The sequence below is a fragment of the Schaalia cardiffensis genome (genome assembly GCF_016405145.1).
GTDB classification, from domain to species: Bacteria; Actinomycetota; Actinomycetes; order Actinomycetales; family Actinomycetaceae; genus Pauljensenia; species Pauljensenia cardiffensis.
The window spans coordinates 128,417-147,498 of record NZ_JAEKIA010000007.1; the positions used below are offsets into that span (position 1 = coordinate 128,417).

The window sequence follows — 19,082 nt, forward strand, 5'->3', positions numbered from 1 at the left end:
GCTTTCTTACAGATCCTTTCTTGCAGGTCCCTTTCTTGCGGGTCCCAGGTCTCCGGCGGCCCCGCATCCGCATTCTGGCCGGGGCCAGACGTATTCGACGCTTTTCGAGCCATCATTGAAGACTCGGACAATGGTGCCCGCGCGGGACTCATAGGGGTCGAGCCAGGAAATTTCGGGGAAGATTCGCTTGAGCTTGCCGCGCTTGTAGCCGATCGCTGCCAGGGCATCGAGCCCGAGAAGGGTTGCCACTTCGAGGGCATGGCGCGGCATTCTCGGCGAGCGTGCAGCCGCTGTGGGCATCGGCTCTTCAATTCGTGGAGCGCAGAGGAGATCAGCCGAGCAGAAGGGATCCTTCTCCTCGCGCTCAATCGACACGCAGCCCGCGCATGCGGAGTATCCCGGAAGGACCAGGGGCCCGACCTCGTAGCCCTCTTCGAGGCGGGTGAGTAGGAGATGAGGGATGTCCTCAATGAGGAGCGTGCGCGTCTTTTCGGGCTCATGGCCGCGTTCGGCGTTCACGAGGACACAATCAGGAATGGGGACTTTCTCAAGGAGTACTGGCGCGCCGATGCGCCCAAAGCGCCTGGCGAGTGCGCTGCTTAGGGGAGCTGCGAGCCATTCATCTCCGAGTTCTTCAGCCAGGGGTTTCGAGGTCGTCTGCCCAGCGATCTCAAGACAGATCTCAAAATGCGCGGCGCAGGCCTCCACGATGCGCAGTGCGAGAACACTGGGCTGTACGAGGCGAATCCCGAGGCGGGGGAGCGGGGCTGCGAGCAGTCCGGCGGCGAGCAGACGCGTTCGCACCCGGCCGGGCAGGAAGGGAAGTCCGTGGCCGCGGCCTTCACTTCTTCGCCCCAGCTCATCAAGTCCGAGGGCGTCGAGCTCCTCGAGTCCTGTGAATCCGAGGCTGCGGCCCGGGTCTGTGCCGATCTGACGGGCGCCGGGGCCTCGTCGAAGAACCGTGGGGGTGGTGCTCAGCCTCATGCGTGCCTCCTCATACGCCGAGCCCCTTCGGCTCGAGTTGATGTCTTCTCCTCGACGAGTATCGGCGGTGAAGAGGGCGCGTGGCGGCTATCCACAGCTTGAGCACAGCCGGATCAGATCACCCGGCCACGATCCGCGCTCCCAGGCTGCTCGGCGCAGATCCTGCAGCATTCTCCTTTCAAGGAACCCCTTCTGTCGGGGCATCTCTCTTAGTGCTCCTGGGGCGTGTCATCGCTTTGGGCAGAATCAGCGTCATCTTCTATACCCTCTTGTTGAGCCTCGTCCTCTGTGGGCTGGGCACAAGGATCTTCGAGGGAAGCCAAGCCCGCTTTCGCCAGAGTCTCTGCTTCCGGATCCACCTCAGGGGTGAGGCCCTCAGCCCAGCCCATTGTGCCGGCCAGGAGCGCATCGAGGGCGGCGTCGATATCAGCATCCTGCTCCAAGGCGGCCCTGCGGATCGTGAGGAAAGTGTCGGGAGAATCGAGTTCTGCAGCGCTCGGCACCATATCCGGGTGCGACCAGAGAGCATCGCGAGCTTCGGTTCCCTGTTCGGCCTCGACGAGGGTGAAAATCTTCGCAGCATCGCGGGCGCGGCGCGGACGCATCTTCAAACCGATGAGGGTACCGAGGACCTGCTCGGCGGGCCCGCCTGAGGCGCGGTGCCGACGCATCATTTCGCGGAGTTGATCCGCGTGCGGCAGATAGGGCGCGATCGCCTGGGCGGTGACGACCTCGACCCACCCCTCGATCAGCGCGAGGATCGTTTCGAGGCGCTCAAGGGCACGCTTCTGCTCGGCGGAGATGCTCAACTCGAAGACGCCGCCAGAGAGGGCCTGGTCGATGGATGAAGGATCGGAGAGGTCGACAAGACTCGCCGCATCCGTGATCGCGGTCATGTCGACCTCGATGTTCGCCGAGTAGCGCTCGACCGCGCGGATCAGGTCGCCCTCGAGCCAGGGGACGGAGGCGAAGAGGCGCCGATGCGCGCATTCACGGACGGCAACGAACTGGAGGACCTCATCGAAGGGAATGTCGAGCCCATCGCCGAAAGCCTCGATATTCGACACGACGAGCCCCGTTGTCGGCCCCTTCGCGAGGGGAATGCCCACATCCGTCGACCCCAGGGCTTCGGAGGCGAGGGCGGTCAGTGCGCGCCCAATCTGAGCGGCGAACATCATGGCTGAAAGCTTGGGCATCATGGAGCGCGTCTGGTCGATCATCTGCGCGAATCCGGACGGCAGATCCTCCTCGCCGATGGCTTCGGAGGGGAACTGCGAGCCGAGGGCTTCGCCGAGGGCGCGCGAAACATTCGCGGCGACCGGTTCGCAGATGCGTTTCCACGTGTCGAGGGTCGCGTCGACCCATTCACTTCGCGTCCACACCTTGCGTTCAACACTCCCGGGAGTGAAATCACTCGTCGTGTCGAGCCACAGGTCAGCGACCGTCATTGCGGTGCGCGCCCGATCCGCTTGCGCGGCGCTTGGGGCCGGATCTCCCTTGGTGTAGATCTGCTGGTGCGCAGAATCAGTGACGAGCCTCCAATTGACGGGGCCTGTCGTTGAGTCCATGAGGAATTGGAACTGGTTGGCAGCGGCCTTCATCGCCGCCGGATCGGAAAAGCCTTCCGGCAGTTGTGACAGGTCGAAGCCTTGAGCGCGCATCGCGCGGCTCGCCTCTTCGGCTGCTTCGTCTCCGAGGAGTTTGCGCAGGAAGTCATCGAAGGGGCTGGGGCCGGGGGTCTCGTCCTCGTTCATGCTTCCACGCTACTCGCTCAATGCGCATGCGGGCTGGATGATTCGTGGATGTGCGCTCTGAGCAAAAGTTCATTGCGCGGATTCGAGTGTTGCGCGCGAGAATGGGCCAGTGAGTGAACAGCCGTCGCCCCTGACACCCTCGACCCGGGAGCCTTCAACCTGGCTTTCTCGCTGGGACACTGCCAAGCCCTTGCAGATCCGGGTCCGGACTCTCCTTTCATGGGTGGTTGCGCTCGTGCTCGGCGCCGTCTTGTTCATTGTTCCCATGCCTTATGTCGTTGAGTCTCCGGGGCCGACTTTCGATGTGGGCGGCTCGTACAGGGGAAAGGAAATGCTCTCCGTTTCCGGTGTTGACCCTTCAAACGGCGGAGCACTCCACGTCGATGCCGCCCATGAGAAGGGCGATGGCAATGGGGAACTGAGGATGGTGACCGTCTCTGAGCAGGGCGGCCCCGGTAGGCGTTTGAACCTCGTGCAGCTCATCAATGCGAGTTTGTCCGAGACTTCGCAGCTCACTCCTTATTCCACGGCCTATCCGGATGGGGTGACGATGGATCAGGTCGATGCCGCACAGTCGTGGATGATGAAGTCTTCCCAGTCCAGTGCCGATGTTGCTGCTTTGGAAGCGCTCGGGTGGACGGTGCCCGCGACTACGACGATCCGCGGAGCCGCCGAGGGCAGCGACGCTGCCGAAAAAGTGCGCGATGGTGATGTTCTCCTGTCCATTACCGACGAGGCCGGGGTTGTTCATCCTGCGGATAGTGCCTCAATGGTGTTCCGCCTGGTGAAGCAGACTCCCGCCGGATCCGTTCTCGTTTTGCGCGTCATGCGCGATGGTGAACAAGTCGAGCTCGAAGTCGAGACGATCCCGGATGAGTCTCATCCTCAGGGCTCTCGCCTCGGCATCTATTTGGATGTGGCGCCCCGATTCCCCCTGGATGTTCAGGTGAATCTCGAATCGGTGGGCGGTCCCTCTGCGGGGCTCGTCTTCTCACTCGCGATTATCGACAAGCTCACGCCCGGGGATTTGACCGGGGGCCATGTCATCGCGGCGACGGGAACGATGTCCTATGACGGCGAGGTCGGGCCGATCGGCGGGATCGTCCAGAAGATGCACGGCGCGAAGCGCGATGGCGGCGAGTGGTTTCTCGCGCCCGCTCTAAACTGCGATGAGGTCGTGGGGAATGTCCCCGAAGGTTTGAGCGTCGTCGCCGTCACCACCTTGGGTGAGGCGCGCGAGGCCGTTGAGGCAATCGCAGCTGGTCAGACCGGAAAGCTTACGAGCTGCGAGAGCGTCGCGGGCGCTTCTTGAGCACTCGCCCGGGAATACTCGCTCCCGCGCTCACTCGCTCCTGGGCTCGTCGGGAGTGCCCTCCGTCTCGACAGTTCCTTCAGTATCGAGGGAGAGCAGCAAGGCCTCCACGAGGTTCGGCACAAGATTCGAGCCTTGCCCGACTTTGTCATCCGAATCGAAGGTTTTCGTGCGCAGCGCACACCAGGACTCGCCGCTGCGCAGCGCTCCGACGGCGAGGCGCACATCCGTCCTCGACGGGTGATTCGAAATGAACTTCAGCGCCTCCTCCGGATCTTCGGGGGCCTGCTCTTCGACCTCGGGCGGCACAACGAGGCGTTCCACCGTCAAAGCCGCGCCCTGGACCTGGGGCGGCCAAGCGAGGCGGGCGAGCATCTCCTCAAGTTCGTCCTCGGCGAGGTCCTCTTGCACGATCGCGGACAGGTGCTCCTCGGAACCATCCCACCCCTTGCGCACTTGCGCGGCGATGTCAGCGGGAAGGCCGGGCTGATCCAAGAGGGTGCGCGTCGCAACGAGGGCGTACAGGGAGGGCGCGTGGTCCCAGCCGAGCCGAGCCGCCGTCTTCTCAATATCAACCACCACATTCGCGAGGGCGATCTGGCGCGAGCTCGGCAGTGGGGAATCGCATGAGGAGTCGAGCGGGGAATCGGAGGAGTTCTCAATCGTCATGGGCCAATCGTCTCACGACGGGCGCTGGGCCAAGCGATCGGTAGGATGGCTTCATCATCGTCGACGCTGAGGAGCGACCTCGTGAGTGAATTCTCGATGCCCCGATTCGAGCCGGAAGAGCCGAGGCGATTCGAACCGCCGAAACCTCCGCGCCCACCTCGCTTCCCAAGGCGCCCTTCCGGGGGCGGCGAAGGACAGGGGAAGACCGAGCATCGAGGTTTTGGACCCGGTTCCATCACCATCGCGATCCTCATCGCGATCAGCCTTGTCGTCTATGCAGCCTCAAGCATTTGGACTGAGATTCTCTGGTTCCGGCAGATGCAGTCGACTCGCGTCCTGCTGACTCAGTGGTTCGCGCATGCGGGACTCTTCCTCATTGGCTTGGTGCTCGTCGCCGCCATGCTCATCCTCACTGTGAAGTACGCATATAAGCACCGCGCCGCCTCGACTCGAGGAGAAGCCTCCGCGAGCCTACGCGAATACCAGCGGGCCTTTGAACCGGTGCGTCGAGTGGGCTTTTGGGGTGCGGCCCTCTTCTTCGGCTTCACGAATGGTGCGAATCTGGCGACGGAGTGGCAGACGGTGCTCCAGTTCGTAAACCGCACCTCCTTCGGTAAGACGGACCCGCAGTTCGGTCTCGACATTTCCTTCTTCGTCTTCACCTTGCCGCTCCTGCAGCTGCTCGTCTCTTTCCTCCTGAAGATCACGGTCCTGTGCCTGATCGCCTCCCTGGTCGTCTCGTACCTGTACGGCACGATCCGCATGACGCCGCGTCCCCACGCGTCGAAGCCCGCGCGCCTTCAGGCGGGCCTCCTCACAGCTTTCGCCTCCCTGCTCATTGGCGCGAGGTATTGGCTGGGCCGATACGCGCTCCTCACACAGCGCGGCTCTTCAATTGACGGCGCTCTCTACTCCGACATCAAGGCGACTCTTCCTGCGCATTCGATCCTCGCCGTCATCTCGGTCCTCGTCGCGGTCCTTTTCGTCGTCGCGGCATTCAAGGGAACATGGCGCCTGCCCGTCATCGGTGTTTCCGTCACGATCGTGTCCGCCCTCGTCATTGGTGGAATGTACCCGGCGCTCATCCAGCAGTTCCGCGTCACCCCGAATGAGCGGGCCCTTGAATCGGAGTACATCCAGCACAATATCGACGCGACCCTGGAGGCTTATGGTCTCGCGGATTTGGAGTACACGAACTACGACGCAGCGACCACGGCTCAGCCGGGCCAGTTGCGCGAGGATTCAGAGTCGACCTCGCAGATCCGCCTCCTCGACCCGCAGGTCATCACGAGGACTGTTCAGCAGCTCCAACAGTCGCGCCCCTACTACGGTTTCGATTCTGGGATGAAGGTCGACCGTTACACGATCGGCGATGAGCGGCGCGACACCGTGATCGCGGTCCGTGAGATCAACCTTGCCGGATTGTCGGCCGAACAGCGGACCTGGGTGAATATGCACACGGTGTACACCCATGGTTACGGCGTTGTCGCCGCTTATGGCAACACGCTGACCCGTGACGGCTTGCCCTCGTATTGGGAGCAGTCGGTCCCCTCGGTCGGGGAGATGGGTGATTACGAGGAGCGTGTCTACTTCTCGCCGGATGCTCCCACTTATTCGATTGTGGGTGCGCCCGAGGGCAGTGAGCCGCAAGAACTCGACTACCCGGATGACAATGCGAACGGTGGCCAGGTTGCGACGACCTTCACCGGCGATGGCGGTCCGAGTGTGGGTAATGTGTGGAACAAGCTCTTGTACTCGATCAAGTTCGGCTCGACGGATATCTTCTTCTCTTCGCAGACGAACTCGGCCTCGCAGATCCTCTACAACCGTGATCCGCTGGACCGTGTCGCGAAGGTTGCGCCGTTCCTCACTCTTGAGCAGGAGGCCTACCCGGCGGTTGTGGATATGGATGATGATCCTGCGACGCCGAAGCGTCTCGTGTGGATTGTCGATGCCTACACGACGACGGATAACTACCCGTATTCGCAGCATGAGTCGCTCTCGGAGACGACCGTTGATTCACAATCTTCCGAGGTCGGGGAGTATGTGCGCAGCGAGTCCGTCAACTACATCCGTAACTCGGTGAAGGCCGTTGTTGACGCCTACGACGGTTCGGTCCACCTCTTCCAGTGGGATCAGGAGGACCCGATCCTTCAAACGTGGATGAAGATCTACCCCGAGCGGGTTGAACCGTTGAGCCAGATTTCCGGTGATCTCATGAGCCACATGCGTTACCCGGAGGATCTGTTCAAAGTGCAGCGCGAACTTCTCACCAGCTACCACGTGAAGAATGCGTCTGACTTCTACGCCGGTGGTGACCGTTGGCGACTGGCGGAAGAGACTTCCACGGTGGTGACGCCCTCTCCTGAGCTTAAGGGGACGGGAGCGCCCGCTTCTGCGCAGCCCCCGTACTACTTGACGATGCAGATGCCGACTCAGGAGACGGCGGAGTTCTCTTTGACCTCCGTGTTCGTGCCGGGCGGAGAGTCGAAGAGGGAAGCCATGGCGGGCTTCTTGGCGGTCGATTCGGAGACGGGCAATGAGGCCGGCAAGATCCGTGAGGGTTATGGAAAGCTCCGCCTTTTGGCCTTGCCGTCTTCGACCACGGTTCCTGGGCCTGGCCAGGTTCAGAACGCTTATGACTCGAATGAGACGATCGCCCGGCAGCTGAACCTGTTGAATCAGGCGGATTCGCAGGTCATTCGAGGTAATCTTTTGACCTTGCCCGTTGGTGGTGGTCTTCTTTACGTTCAGCCCGTTTACGTTCAGGGCACGGGCTCTGCTTCCTACCCGGTGTTGCGTTCTGTCCTGACGGCTTTCGGCAATCAGGTCGGTTTCGCTCCGACTCTGGAAGAGTCTTTGGATCAGACTTTCGGTGGCGATTCGCAGGCGACTGTGGCGGGAAGCGATGCCGCTTCCGGTGCTGAAGGTGCCAACGGGGGCGAGGGAGCCGAGGGCGGGGCCGCTGCTCCGTTGAGCGCGCAAGAAAAGCTCAGCCAGGCCTTGGCGAATGCTTCCGCAGCGATGCAGGCCGGGAAGAGTGCTCTAGCGAGTGGTGACTGGGCCGCTTATGGGGAGTCCCAGAAGGCGCTTGATGCGGCGCTGGAGGCGGCGCTCGCCGCTGAGGAAGAACGCTCCGGAGGCGCGGCTTCTTCTCCGGCAGGAAGTGGGACTTCTGGTGCGGGTTCTCCCGCAGGAAACGGAGCTTCCGGTTCAGGAAGTGGGACTCCTGGAACGGCAGCGCCTGCGTCCTGAGGTTCGGCGGTGGAGCGGCAATGCTGCGTCCTGAAGTCTGCGGACTGTGAGCCCGCAGAGAGAGGGAGCCTGCTTTCCGGAGACCCTGCCTGAAAGGTGAAGCCCGGCCCCGCATCGACATCGTTTCGGTGCGGGGCCGTTCCTTGCCATCGCGAGTCGGGGGGCGCCTGCCTGCGAGCTTGAGATGCCTGCCTGCGAGCCCGGGGACGGGTCCTTGGGAGCCTAGCCCGGCTGCCTGTGAGCGCAGCTTCCTGAGAACCTGGAATCCAGCCCTTGTCTCGCTCGTCCCTTCCCTTTCCCGTTCCTTCCTATTCCCACTTCGCGGGCAGAATCTGAGGCCTCACCATGACCAAGGTCACCGCTGTCAGTTTGAAGCTGACGAAGCGGAGGACTACAGTAGTAGTCACCGACGCGGGGTGGAGCAGTTCGGTAGCTCGCCGGGCTCATAACCCGGAGGTCGCAGGTTCAAATCCTGTCCCCGCTACTGAAGAACCCGGTATCTCACTGAGAAATCAATGAGATGTCGGGTTTTACCTTGCCTCGACGCTGCTGCGCACTCCTGGGGCACAGGACAAAACGTGTTGGTTTGCCCCCGGACTTTTCGGCTTTATGCTGCCCGCAAGTCGGTGTTGAAGTTGGCTGGATGAGCGTGTGGGGTGTGAATACCCCGAAGTGCCCTGTGTATGGGGCGAGTGATGACTCGGTATGCACGTTCGACTTTCGGCGCGCAACGGTGGCGGTGTTCGACGTGCAATGTCAGCCAGTTCGGCCGGATTGTTTCGTCGGTTCAGCAGTGCGAAAAGTTTGTGTCGTGGCTGCCGAGTACTCGCCGACGCGAGAGAGGCCTTGAAAATGCGATGCGGTGAGCGTGCTTTTTGGCTGTTGATGGTGTGGGTATGTGTCTGGTGGTGTGGTTATTTGTCTGTGGGGATGAGGTTGATTGTGGCTCTGAGGATTGTGATGGGGGTGGAGGTTTCTGTGCTGGTTAGGGCGTTGGCGAGGTAGGCGCTGCGCCCAGAAGGGTAGGTGATGGTCGCGTTCCATGTTGTTGTCAGGGTGATGATGCGCCCGGGTGATGTTTCGGTGTAGACGTGGTTGAGGGTCTGAACAGGATAGGGAGCGGAAGGATCGTCTGTTTCTAAGGTGGGGGAGCCGTCTCCGAAGTCGTAGGAGAAGTGTGAGGCTTCCAAAGCGATGGAGATTGCTTGGCCAAAGAGGCTGAGAGTGGTGTTTTGTGTGGGTGAGGTGACGTGCACGAGGGTGGGCAGTCCGACGAGGGCGTTTGTTTTGGGTTGCCAGGCAAGTCCCGCGCCGTTGATGGTGTGTTGGGCGTGGGCGTAGTTGATGATCTGGCGGGGGGAGAGGGACTCGACACTGGGCGCAGTGTTCGTGGTGGGGTCAGAGTCTGGGGTTTCGCCTGGTTCTGGGTGTTCGAGTCCGAGGATGATTCGGCATTGTTGAAGAAGAATCGGCCCATTCGCCGCGTGAGCGAGGCACTCTTCAAGAGCCCGATTCCACTCATCCGCAGAAGAAACATCCACCTCAACACCATCACCCACACTGAAAACAGGACCCTGCACAGCGGGGACGGAATCAGGCACAGGAGCTGGAACAGGGGTAGTGGAAAACGTATAAGTACCTTCAACGTAGATACTGTCATCTGAAGCAATAACAGAAAGATCGTGAGAATCCGCGGCATGGGCGGGTGCTGGGGACAAGACAAGCAAGACGAAGAGGGAGATCGCTCCTGAAAACCGATGGAGCCTATTCGGATTGTGCAGTTTCAACGTCTTTTCCTTCGCCTGCGACTACCTTCCAGGTGTTTCCGTCCCAATGAACGACCAGATAGAGTCGAGTCTCTTTCTGGCTCGGATGGTTCATAGTTTGAGATTCATAGACATCTGATTTACCTCGTTGAACGCGCATCGCAAGAACGTAGCACTCGGTGAGTTGCGCTGTTTCTAGGGAATTTGTATTGACGGGATAGTTGCCTTCGATCTGCATGACGGTGTACTTCACTCCGTGAGCCCAGCCGCCGTTGTCGTAAACGTCGTGGACTTGCTCGCTAATCACTCGGCAGTAGGTGCATCGTTCTTCTGAGAATTCGTCGAGGGGTGTGGTGTCGCCGCTTGCCCATGAGTAGTTGATGAGGTCGATGAAGTGTCTGGCCGCTTGCTCGGCCCCGGTTTCGTTGTACTGGAAGGCAATCTCGCTCATTGTTGGCACTGAGGGAGTGACGTGAGGTTTCCTGAGGGTGCCGTCCTCGTTGAGGATGTAGTCGCCCGACATTACGACTTCGGCGGACTGTGCGGCAGACCCTGACTGAGCGCCGCTAGGCGAAACCACTGAACACCCGGAGAGCATTGCGAGGCCGGAGAGGGCCAAGACGAGCGCAAGCACCCGGGCAGCATGGGATGAGCGTGTCATCTTTACACGCTAAAGCAGCCACCAGAGAAACTCCACCACTTGCCGCAACCTGTGGACAGAAACGAAAACTCGGACTCTCAGGCAGTTGCCGTGGACCTGTGGCTACTCGCTCCTCCAATTTGATGGTGTAGTCGCGGTGTAGGCGCGCGAGTGCACACGCTGCGCGGGCCAGCACCTTGCCCGATGGGGTGGCGATGACTTGCAGAAGCGCGCCTCCCTTCGAGATCCGAGGAGCACTCTTGTTGCAGATCAACTCCTGTCGAATGCATCTCTTGTCGCGTCTGACCTTTGTCGGAATAGCCTCTTAGGCTGACTAGGCCTTGAGTCCCTCTGTCCTCACCTGGAAACTTGAAATAACAGAATTATCCACATGTGTTGAAAAGTCATAGCGGATCAAGGAACCGCACCTTCCTTGGGGCGCTATACCGCTTTCGGGCAGATAACTTCGAATGGGCCTCTGCGGGGGAGAGAGGCAAGCTCTCTGCGACTGAAGTGGCGCGCCCATTCGGGCATAGTCGTGCTTGGAAGTTCGAGAAGATGAGTCTCTTCGGATGGGTGTGCTCCTCTCGCAATGAACCCATCCGCTGTTGCAATGCCACCTTTGGCACGGGGATACGTCATACCGCCCTTTGCACCCTCGGGTCTGGGTGCTGGACGCAGTTTTGCTCTGAACGTTGAGGGGGTTTCAGGGCTGGCATCCAAGTGAGGGGGCGATATTGACTGTGACCTGCTTTTCTTTTGGGAACCCGCCACATCTGTCTGAAGTTTCGCCGTCTTTGGAATCGCCTTCGTCTTCAATTCTGCGCGTTCTTCGAGGAGAGCCTTTTCGTGAGAAGCGAGGAGTCGTCGTGCGCGGCTGAGTTCTCGGGTTCGCGACGACTGAGCTGGGATCCACTTATTCGCTTTCCCGAGGAATGGGGGTGCCTTGACCTCGGGAACGCCGTCGTTCATCCGGATCTGCCAGGTCAGAGAGTCGAGGAATCGATGGTGGTACCAGCAGAGCAACACCCCGTTGTCGGTGTGCGTTGGGCCGCCGGCGGCGTGCTCGTGAACATGGTGAACTTCGCACCAGGTCGGACCAACGGTGCAACCGGGAATAATGCAGCCGCCATCTCGTGCGGCGATCGCACGACGCTGTTGAGGAGTGAAGACCCTCGCAGATGTGTCGAGTGAGAGGATTTTGCCTGTGGAGTTACTGTGAACTCTTTCGATCACTGCGTCGCAGGAAAGATGCAACGCAACATTCGAGGGGATTGTCGCAGCCGCGTGATACCACTTGCCTGCTGGAGCATTGTTCAAAGTGGCGGTCCCTCGCGGATTTTCGAGGTCTTCCTCGTTCATTGTGACGACGAGGGTCGGTGGGGCGCCGCCCAAAAGCGGCATTGAGGGGAGAGAGGCGGCTTTGAACAGTAATGAAGCGAAGGCGTCATGCAAGATCTGTGGGCCGCTTCGTCGTGCATTCGGGTGCTGGTCCGTCCCTGAGACATCTAGTCCTGAGACATCTAGGGGAGTGGAGAAGCCCGTCATACCTGAAGAATCATCGGAGGAAGCATGCCTGTTTTCGTCGCTGTTCGAGCCGGAGGCGAACTCGGCTTCTGTTGAGTGAACGACTGTCGAGTCACTTCCTGTGAACTCCATCAGTCCCGCGGAACTCTCAATGTCTCCACCTATTGAGGATGAAGAGTCCAAGAAGGCAGTGTCGCTCACGCGCGGGTTCGTTACGGCGTCGAGGAGTGTACGGAGTTGGGCTCCGACCTCGGGCAGGAGGTAGCCGTTGACCTTGACGAGACCATCTTTCGTTGGAGTGAGGGTGAAAGTGCGTTTGCTCTTTGCGTCAACTTCCTTCGGCAGCGTCCCGTCAGGGTCAAGCGCTTGCGCCCACAACGCAGCGACCTGCCGGACCGTGTCAGCGGGAAGAATCTGACGTTCCAATAGAGGGTCATGGTCAGCGAGGTTGTGAAGTTCCTCGACACTAAGGTCTGGAACTTCGTCCGTTGAGGGCGGAGTGATCCCCAATGCTGATGCCACAATCGCGCGTTCCGCAACATCGGCGAGGACGTGGCCCCGCGCCAGAGGAGTCATGGATGTGAGGATCGCATCTGCGGTGTCTTGACCGATCACTCCGGCTTCGCGGGCTGCTCGAACGAGAGGGCACGTGCCGGGGAGGGGTTCGCCACTGAGAGACTTTGGCGCGAACATGTCGCTTCCTGCCTTGAAGCGTCGTGAAATCGACGCTGAAGAGGCTCCTGTCAGTCGAGTCAGCAGGTCGTGCGGCGAGCGTGCACCCAGGCGGAGGTCCAAGCGCCCGTCCGGGTTCGTTGCTTGGCAGCGTGCCTTCAATTCGGATGCTGTTGCGCAGCGAGCTGCATCTACGACGGAGCCCAAGGACTCAATGATGCGAGTGAGGTCGACGAGGAGGTTGTCGTCGAGATCAGCTGTGCCGTTGTTTTGGAGGATTTCAGAAATGGACGCGCGAATCTGCTGAACCGACTGGCCCAGTGCGTGGATGCGCGTTCCTTCTGACATGTTCCTATTCTAGCAAAAATCGAACATATGTTCGATGGGTGAAGGGAGTAAAAGCCCAGGTCGGAGTATCTGTTTCCAAGTCGTTACTTTCTGAGGGTGAATTGTGGAAACAGAAAATCGGGCCCGCGAGATTGTGGATAATTCGCCGACTGTGGCTTCCCGTGTTTGGGGGCCTTTCTAGGGACGTGACCCACCCGAAGGGACGTGACCTATCCGACGAGACTTGGGGGCGTCGAACGAGTTACGGATAGTCGAATTCGCCCTCTCGACGCCTCCTTAGAATCAAGAGCATGGACGAGCAGAGATCTGCAGATCGCAGCAGAGGTTTTGAGCAAAACGCCGGCTCTGAGCAGAGTGCTGAGTTTGAACAAAGCATCGCGCCTGGGTGCAACGCTCAGCCTGAGCTCGATGCCCTTGTACACCTCGACGCTCTTGTATACCTCGACGCTCCTGTACACCCCGGCGCGCCGGTGCATCTCGACGCCCCAGGAGAGTTCTGCGCCTCGCCAGAGTTCAGCACTCCCTCAGACAAAAGCACGTTCTCACACAGCACCCCCTTAGCCAAGCCGCGCCCAGCGTCCTCGTTCACTCTCGGAAGACCTGCGCCCTCGTTCACCGTTGGAAGAAGCGTCCTCGTCCTCGTCACAGGGCTTAGCGCCGGGTTCCTCTCCGGGCTATTCGGCGTAGGGGGCGGAGTCCTCATCGTCCCCGCACTGACGCTGATCCTCGGGATGGACCAGAAGAGGGCGGCGGCGACTTCGCTGGTTGCGATCATCCCCACTGCTGCGGCGGGGTCGGTGTCCTACGCGATGAGCGGGAATGTTTCCCTCGTCGCGATGCTGATCCTCATTGCTGGGGCGCTCGTGGGCGCTCAGATCGGTGTCCTTCTTCTGCATCGACTGCCCGAGCGCATCCTCCCGTGGATATTCGTGGGATTCGTTGCTTTCGTCGTCATCTCGCAGCGCTTCCATGTCCCCATCCGTGATTCAGTTTTCGAGCTGGACTGGTACAAGGGCATTGTTTTGCTCATCGTCGGCCTCTTTTCGGGAATACTGTCCGGCCTGGTCGGAGTGGGAGGCGGGAGCGTCATCGTTCCCGGTATGGAGATTCTTGTCGGAGCGGGAGATTTGCTTGCGCGGGGAACATCGCTGCTCGTCATCATCCCGACCGCGATCTCGGGGACGATCACGAATTCGCGGCATGGAGTCGTGGATCTGAAATTGGGGCTGGTCCTCGGCGCAATCGCGGCGCTCGCTGCACCCGTTGGCACTTTCGCCGCAGCTCAGATCACTCCCGCGCTCGGTGAACTCCTCTTTTCCTGTTTCCTGGTGTTTGTCGGCGTGCAGACCCTCATGAAGGCTCGGAAGAAACCCGCCACAAAAGGGGAGTGAAGAAAGCCGCTAAGAGACCGGTCAGAGGGGAGAAACTTTGAGAGATAGGAAAACGACAGCGCTCTGCGCCCGCGTGAAATGAACGAGGACGAGGCGCGGGCGAGGCTGCGCATCGACGAGGACGGGGGTTGCGCGTCGACGAGGGCGGGGCTGCGCGTTGAAGGGGCCTCCGGGGCAGGGCGGGAGCCTGCGTGAGGAGAAGTCCTGCGATGAGTCTCGGGGCTGAAGGCGAGATTGCTTGACGAGAGTGCGTCTTAGTGTCGAATGAGTGTCGAAGGGGGCCTCCAGGGTGGGCGTTGGCCTGTGTGAAGGGCAGACTCACTCGACGTGAACTTGCCGAAGGGAGAGTGGTATTCCCATGCTCGCCGCGAGGAGCGCCCGCTGCGAAGTGTTGAGACCCGGACAGTGAGACATCCCCACGTTTGTCGCGAAGGAGTTTCTTGGAGAGGAGTTCGCCGAGCACGCGCCGACCTTCCCGCGGAATCCTTACGATATCTCCCGTGGAGTCCTTAGGGCATGTCAAGCGGAGCCCTCACGGCATGCCCTGCGGGGTTTTCGATCTCCTCAGGGAATCCTCACGCTCCCCACGGAGTCCTCACGCTCCCCACGGAATCCTTACGGCATCCCCGTGGAGGCCTTTCCCGAGCTCCGCTCAGTCCTTCACAATGTCAAGCCCGAGAGTCTTCGAGGCCTGTTCTACACCCCCGGCGTTCGTCACCTTCGTGAATCCGGCAGCCTTCATCGCCTCGAGCGCCAACCCGGAGCGTCGGCCTGAACGGCAGTAGAGCGTGTACTCGCCGTCTTTGTCGAGCTCACTGATCTTCTCGGCGAAGTCGGGGCCGTTGAAATCGATGTTCGTTGCTCCCTTGAGGTGGCCGTCAGCGAACTCTTCGGGGGTGCGCACGTCGATGAGCGTGCCGATCGCGGTATTCGCCTGCCCGGAAGACCCGGAAGAAACGGATGCGGAAGAGGAAGCGGAGGAAGCTGTCGACCCAGACTCACTCGGGGTGCTCGAACATGCGCTGAGAGCAGGAACGAGGGCGAGAGCGCCGAGGGTGGCGAAGAAGACGAGGGAGGGGCGGCGAGCGGTCATGAGTCTCCGATCTTTGACGGGTTCGTGCTGTCTTGACCGTCAGTGTGCCAGAGTTCGCCAAGAGTGTCCTGTTCGCACGTTTACTGCTCAAGCGCCACACTTGACGGGCTTGGGCGAGCGGGATCCCACGGCGCATGTCGTGTAGTGCGGGCCCACGCAGGGCAGGTCGTGTGAATGAGATCATACGGTGTGGGACTGATAAAACAGTGTGGCGCTCAACCAGTGCGGGCTGCGCAGCGTGGGCTCTAGGTTCAGGTTTTTCGACTCCACGTGGAGCGGGTTCGTGCCCTTCGAGTCCGCGCACTAAAAGCCGAGCCCGCGCTAGCGGTAATACGCGAGGATCGTAGGTGAGCTCATCGCTGACCAGCGTGCCGAGCTCATGTGCGCGGCAACTCGTGCGCTCTTCAGCTCGCACACACCTCAGCCCATACGCGCTGTAGTCTATGCGCGTGAGAATTAGAGAAGAAACCGGGCGTCCGCCTAAGGTGGAGCCCATTCGCCCTCGTCGTGGAGGATAACTGTGACATCGCTGAAGGTTCGCGTCCTCGCTGAAGCCGGAACACCTTTCTCCGGCTCGGCCTTCCCTTCGCCCCTCTATAGGATTCCCGCACTCACCCAGACGAAATCGGGTCGCATCATCGCGGCCTTCGATGTGCGCTCCGATTGGCGAGACCTTCCGGCGGAATTCGATATCGCCCTGCGGGTCTCCGACGATCTCGGGCACACCTGGAGCGAGCCTCGTGCCCTGCATTCTCATTCGAAGGGCTTCGGAGTGGGTGACGCCTCCCTCCTGACGGACCCGTTCACGGGCCGGGTCTTCTGCTGGCACGTCGGCTCTCACGGCGAGTCGTTCTTCTCCGCGAAGGCGGGCGGCCCCGGCCTCGAGCTATGGCTCTCCTACTCCGATGACGAGGGCGAGACGTGGACGCATCGTGACCTTTCTGAACTCCGCCCTGAGAATGTCGGAGGCATGTTCACCTCCTCGGGCAATGGCTCTGTCGGAGCAGATGGGACTCTGTATCAGCCCTTCGTGTGTCGCCTCGACGAGGAGAGCTACGCCTGTATCGCTGCTTCACGAGACCATGGCGAGACCTGGGTTCTGGGTGAGCTTGTCGGCCCGGATTGTGATGAGAACAAGGTGATCGAGGTCGGGAACACTGGGGTCGGTGCTAAAGGTTCGGGAGTTTGCTCTGCAGGAGTTCAGCTTGGCGAAGGTACGGGCAGGAAGACGCTTCTCATGCTTGCCCGTGCACGCCCGTGCGCGCGCCTCGCGCGTTCCATGGACGCAGGCCGCACCTTCACTGAGGCGCTGGCAGCCCCCGCCCTCGTCGATCCTTCGTGCAATGGAGGTATCGCCCGTCTTGGGAATCTTCTGGTCGTGAGCTTGCCGGATCATCCGAGCGAGCGAAGCGCGCTCAGTTTGCGGATCTCAGATGACGGGGGAGTGACGTGGAGTGAGGCGATCCTCGTTGACCCGGGTGCCGCAGCATATTCGGATCTGATTGCGCTGGCCGATGGGTCGCTCGCACTCGCCTGGGAGACTGACGATTACCAGCGGATCCTCTTTGCCCGAATCGAGGCGGAAGAGTTGGGAATCGAGGCCGGGACGGGCAGCTCTGAAGACGAGGGCGCACAACGTGGAGACGAGGACGCCTGGTGCGGGGATGAAGGCGTGCGAGGTGGAGATGAGGATGCCCGGGATGGAGGTACGGGTGCAGAGATCAGAAACGAGGGCGTGCAGGGCGGCGCTGAGGGTGCGTTGGGCAGTGGTGAGGGCAGGCAGAGCGCGGGTGCCCAGGGTGGATGTGGGGGTGTGCAGAGCGGAAATGAGGGGTCTAGGGGTGAAGATGTGACCCCGAGGCGCGCATCCGCTTATGGGTCGTCTACTTTCAGTGTCTCTTCCGAAGCCAAGGCTTCTGCTCACTCGGGTGTTGCTTGCGACGCTAAGGTCTTGTCTTTCTCCATGAAGAGGGCGTCGCTTCAGGCTCGTGGGGTGCCTGGTGCTTTCGCGAAGCCTCCGGTGATCACTGGTGAAAGTGTTTCCTTCCTCCAGAAGTAAGCGCGCTTCCCACTGCTTGTCGTGTGGGTATGTGTCTGGTCGTGTGGTGTGGTTATTTGTCTGCGGGGATGAGGCTGATTTTCGCTCTAAGGATTGTGATGGGGGTGGAGGTTTCTGTACTGGTTAGGGCGTTGGCGAGGTAGGCGCTGCGCCCAGAAGGGTAGGTGATGGTCGCATTCCATGTTGTTGTCAGGGTGATGATGCGCCCGGGTGAAGTTTGGGTGTAAATGTGGTTGAGGGTCTGAACAGGATAGGGAGCCGACGGGTCGGTGGTTTCTAAGGTGGGGGAGCCATCGCCAAAGTCGTAGGAGAAGTGCGAGGCTTCCAAAGCGATGGAGATTGCTTGGCCAAAAAGGCTCAGTGTGGCGTTTTGTGTGGGTGAGGTGACGTGCACGAGGGTGGGTAGTCCGACAAGAGCGTTTGTTTTGGGCTGCCAGGCAAGCCCCGCACCATTGATGGTGTGTTGGGCGTGCGCGTAGCTGATGATCTGACGAGGGGAGAGGGATTCAACACTGGGCGCAGTACTCGTGGCAGGGTCAGAGTCTGGGGTTTCGCTTGTTTGGGGGTGTTCGAGTCCGAGGATGATTCGGCATTGTTGAAGAAGGATCGGCCCATTCGCCGCGTGAGCGAGGCACTCTTCAACAGCCCGATTCCACTCATCCGCCGAAGAAACACCCACCTCAACACCATCACCCACACTGAAAACAGGACCCTGCACAGCGGGGGTGGAATCGGGTGCAGAAGCTGCTTGAACGGAGTTATCAGAAAACGTATAAGTGCCTCCAATAAGGATTGTGTCATTTGAAGTTGAATCTGAGAAAAAGAATCTATCGTCAGCAAGGGCGGGGCCCGCTGATAGGCAAAATAGAGGGGTTAGAAAGAGCGAGGCCATAAGACGCTGCGTCTTATTCGGATTGTGCGGTTTCAATGTCTTCTCCTCCTACTCCGCTCATTTTCCATTCGCTTCCGTCCCAATGAACTATCAGGATGAGGCGCCCTGTCCCTGCTGGAACATGCTCAAGGGTCGGAGGTTCATATCTGTCGGCCTTGCTTCTGTGCATGAGAAACGACATGACGTAGCAGTCGGTGAATTGTGCTGTTTCCGGAGAGTCTGTATTGACGGGATAGTTGCCTTCGACTTGGCTGACGGTGTACTTCAGTCCGTACGCCCAGCCGCCATTGTCATAGACGTCATGGACGCGTCCGCTGATTGTTTGGCAGTAGGTGCATCGTTCTTCTGAGAATTCGTCGAGGGCTGTGGTGTCGCCGCTCGCCCATGAGTAGTTGATGAGGTCGATGAAGTGTCTGGCCGCTTGCTCGGCCCCGGTTTCGTTGTACTGGAAGGCAATCTCGCTCATTGTTGGCACTGAGGGAGTGACGTGAGGTTTCCTGAGGGTGCCGTCCTCGTTGAGGATGTAGTCGCCCGACATTACGACTTCGGCGGACTGTGCGGCAGACCCTGACTGAGCGCCGCTAGGCGAAACCACTGAACACCCGGAGAGCATTGCGAGGCCGGAGAGGGCCAAGACGAGCGCAAGCACCCGGGCAGCATGGGATGAGCGTGTCATCTTTACACGCTAAAGCAGCCACCAGAGAAACTCCACCACTTGCC

At 60.3% G+C, this 19,082-nt stretch carries 13 protein-coding genes and 1 tRNA gene; 5 read left to right on the forward strand and 9 right to left on the reverse strand.

All coding sequences use genetic code 11. The features are described from left to right. Positions 1 to 6: 6 nt before the first annotated feature. Both JFX23_RS05810 and JFX23_RS05815 read right to left on the reverse strand, forming a co-directional pair. Positions 7 to 984, reverse strand: a complete 978-nt coding sequence (locus tag JFX23_RS05810; RefSeq protein WP_198776115.1) for a hypothetical protein — start codon at positions 982 to 984, stop codon at positions 7 to 9. Positions 985 to 1,193: 209 nt separating this feature from the next. Then, entirely contained in the window at positions 1,194 to 2,738 is a 1,545-nt protein-coding gene (locus JFX23_RS05815) for a zinc-dependent metalloprotease (protein ID WP_005964739.1), read from the reverse strand. 109 nt (positions 2,739 to 2,847) lie between these two features. On the opposite strand from JFX23_RS05815, the gene JFX23_RS09600 reads away from it, so the two are divergent. Continuing rightward, on the forward strand, positions 2,848 to 4,050 hold the full coding sequence (locus JFX23_RS09600) for a YlbL family protein (RefSeq protein WP_131247353.1): 1,203 nt from the start codon (positions 2,848 to 2,850) through the stop codon (positions 4,048 to 4,050). 30 nt (positions 4,051 to 4,080) lie between these two features. Here the strand turns inward: JFX23_RS09600 and JFX23_RS05825 are convergent, their stop codons facing one another. Beyond that, a complete protein-coding gene (locus tag JFX23_RS05825) occupies positions 4,081 to 4,719 on the reverse strand; it encodes a PPA1309 family protein (RefSeq protein WP_198776116.1) in 639 nt (212 codons plus the stop codon). A gap of 96 nt (positions 4,720 to 4,815) precedes the next feature. Here JFX23_RS05825 and JFX23_RS05830 point away from each other — a divergent pair, with 96 nt between their 5' ends. Together JFX23_RS05830 and JFX23_RS05835 are read left to right on the forward strand one after the other, a co-directional pair. After that, positions 4,816 to 7,974: a UPF0182 family membrane protein gene (locus JFX23_RS05830; protein WP_416153022.1), complete on the forward strand. Its 3,159-nt coding sequence runs from the start codon at positions 4,816 to 4,818 to the stop codon at positions 7,972 to 7,974. Between the two features lie 410 nt (positions 7,975 to 8,384). Then, positions 8,385 to 8,458 (forward strand) — tRNA-Met (locus JFX23_RS05835). A gap of 430 nt (positions 8,459 to 8,888) precedes the next feature. Here the strand turns inward: JFX23_RS05835 and JFX23_RS05840 are convergent. The 3 genes from JFX23_RS05840 to JFX23_RS05850 form a co-directional block, all read right to left on the reverse strand. Continuing rightward, entirely contained in the window at positions 8,889 to 9,761 is an 873-nt protein-coding gene (locus tag JFX23_RS05840) for a hypothetical protein (protein WP_198776118.1), read from the reverse strand. Next, complete coding sequence (locus tag JFX23_RS05845) at positions 9,739 to 10,401, reverse strand: DUF6318 family protein (RefSeq protein WP_198776119.1); 663 nt, start codon at positions 10,399 to 10,401, stop codon at positions 9,739 to 9,741. Before JFX23_RS05845 ends, JFX23_RS05840 begins: the two co-directional genes overlap by 23 nt. Before the next feature lie 420 nt (positions 10,402 to 10,821). Beyond that, on the reverse strand, positions 10,822 to 12,927 hold the full coding sequence (locus JFX23_RS05850) for an HNH endonuclease signature motif containing protein (protein WP_198776120.1): 2,106 nt from the start codon (positions 12,925 to 12,927) through the stop codon (positions 10,822 to 10,824). Positions 12,928 to 13,217: 290 nt separating this feature from the next. Here JFX23_RS05850 and JFX23_RS05855 point away from each other — a divergent pair, with 290 nt between their 5' ends. Beyond that, positions 13,218 to 14,318: a sulfite exporter TauE/SafE family protein gene (locus JFX23_RS05855; protein ID WP_198776121.1), complete on the forward strand. Its 1,101-nt coding sequence runs from the start codon at positions 13,218 to 13,220 to the stop codon at positions 14,316 to 14,318. Positions 14,319 to 14,970: 652 nt separating this feature from the next. On the opposite strand, the gene JFX23_RS05860 is transcribed toward JFX23_RS05855, so the two are convergent. Next, positions 14,971 to 15,411, reverse strand: coding sequence for a rhodanese-like domain-containing protein (locus tag JFX23_RS05860; protein WP_198776122.1), 441 nt, complete (start codon positions 15,409 to 15,411; stop codon positions 14,971 to 14,973). 520 nt (positions 15,412 to 15,931) lie between these two features. Between JFX23_RS05860 and JFX23_RS05865 the strand changes: the two genes are divergently transcribed. Continuing rightward, on the forward strand, positions 15,932 to 17,470 hold the full coding sequence (locus JFX23_RS05865) for a sialidase family protein (RefSeq protein ID WP_198776123.1): 1,539 nt from the start codon (positions 15,932 to 15,934) through the stop codon (positions 17,468 to 17,470). Positions 17,471 to 17,522: 52 nt separating this feature from the next. Here the strand turns inward: JFX23_RS05865 and JFX23_RS05870 are convergent, their stop codons facing one another. Further along, the gene (locus JFX23_RS05870; RefSeq protein WP_198776124.1) at positions 17,523 to 18,167 is read right to left on the reverse strand and encodes a hypothetical protein; all 645 of its coding nucleotides are present in this window, start codon (positions 18,165 to 18,167) and stop codon (positions 17,523 to 17,525) included. A 208-nt stretch (positions 18,168 to 18,375) separates the two neighbouring features. Then, positions 18,376 to 19,038, reverse strand: coding sequence for a DUF6318 family protein (locus tag JFX23_RS05875; RefSeq protein ID WP_198776125.1), 663 nt, complete (start codon positions 19,036 to 19,038; stop codon positions 18,376 to 18,378). Positions 19,039 to 19,082: the final 44 nt, after the last annotated feature.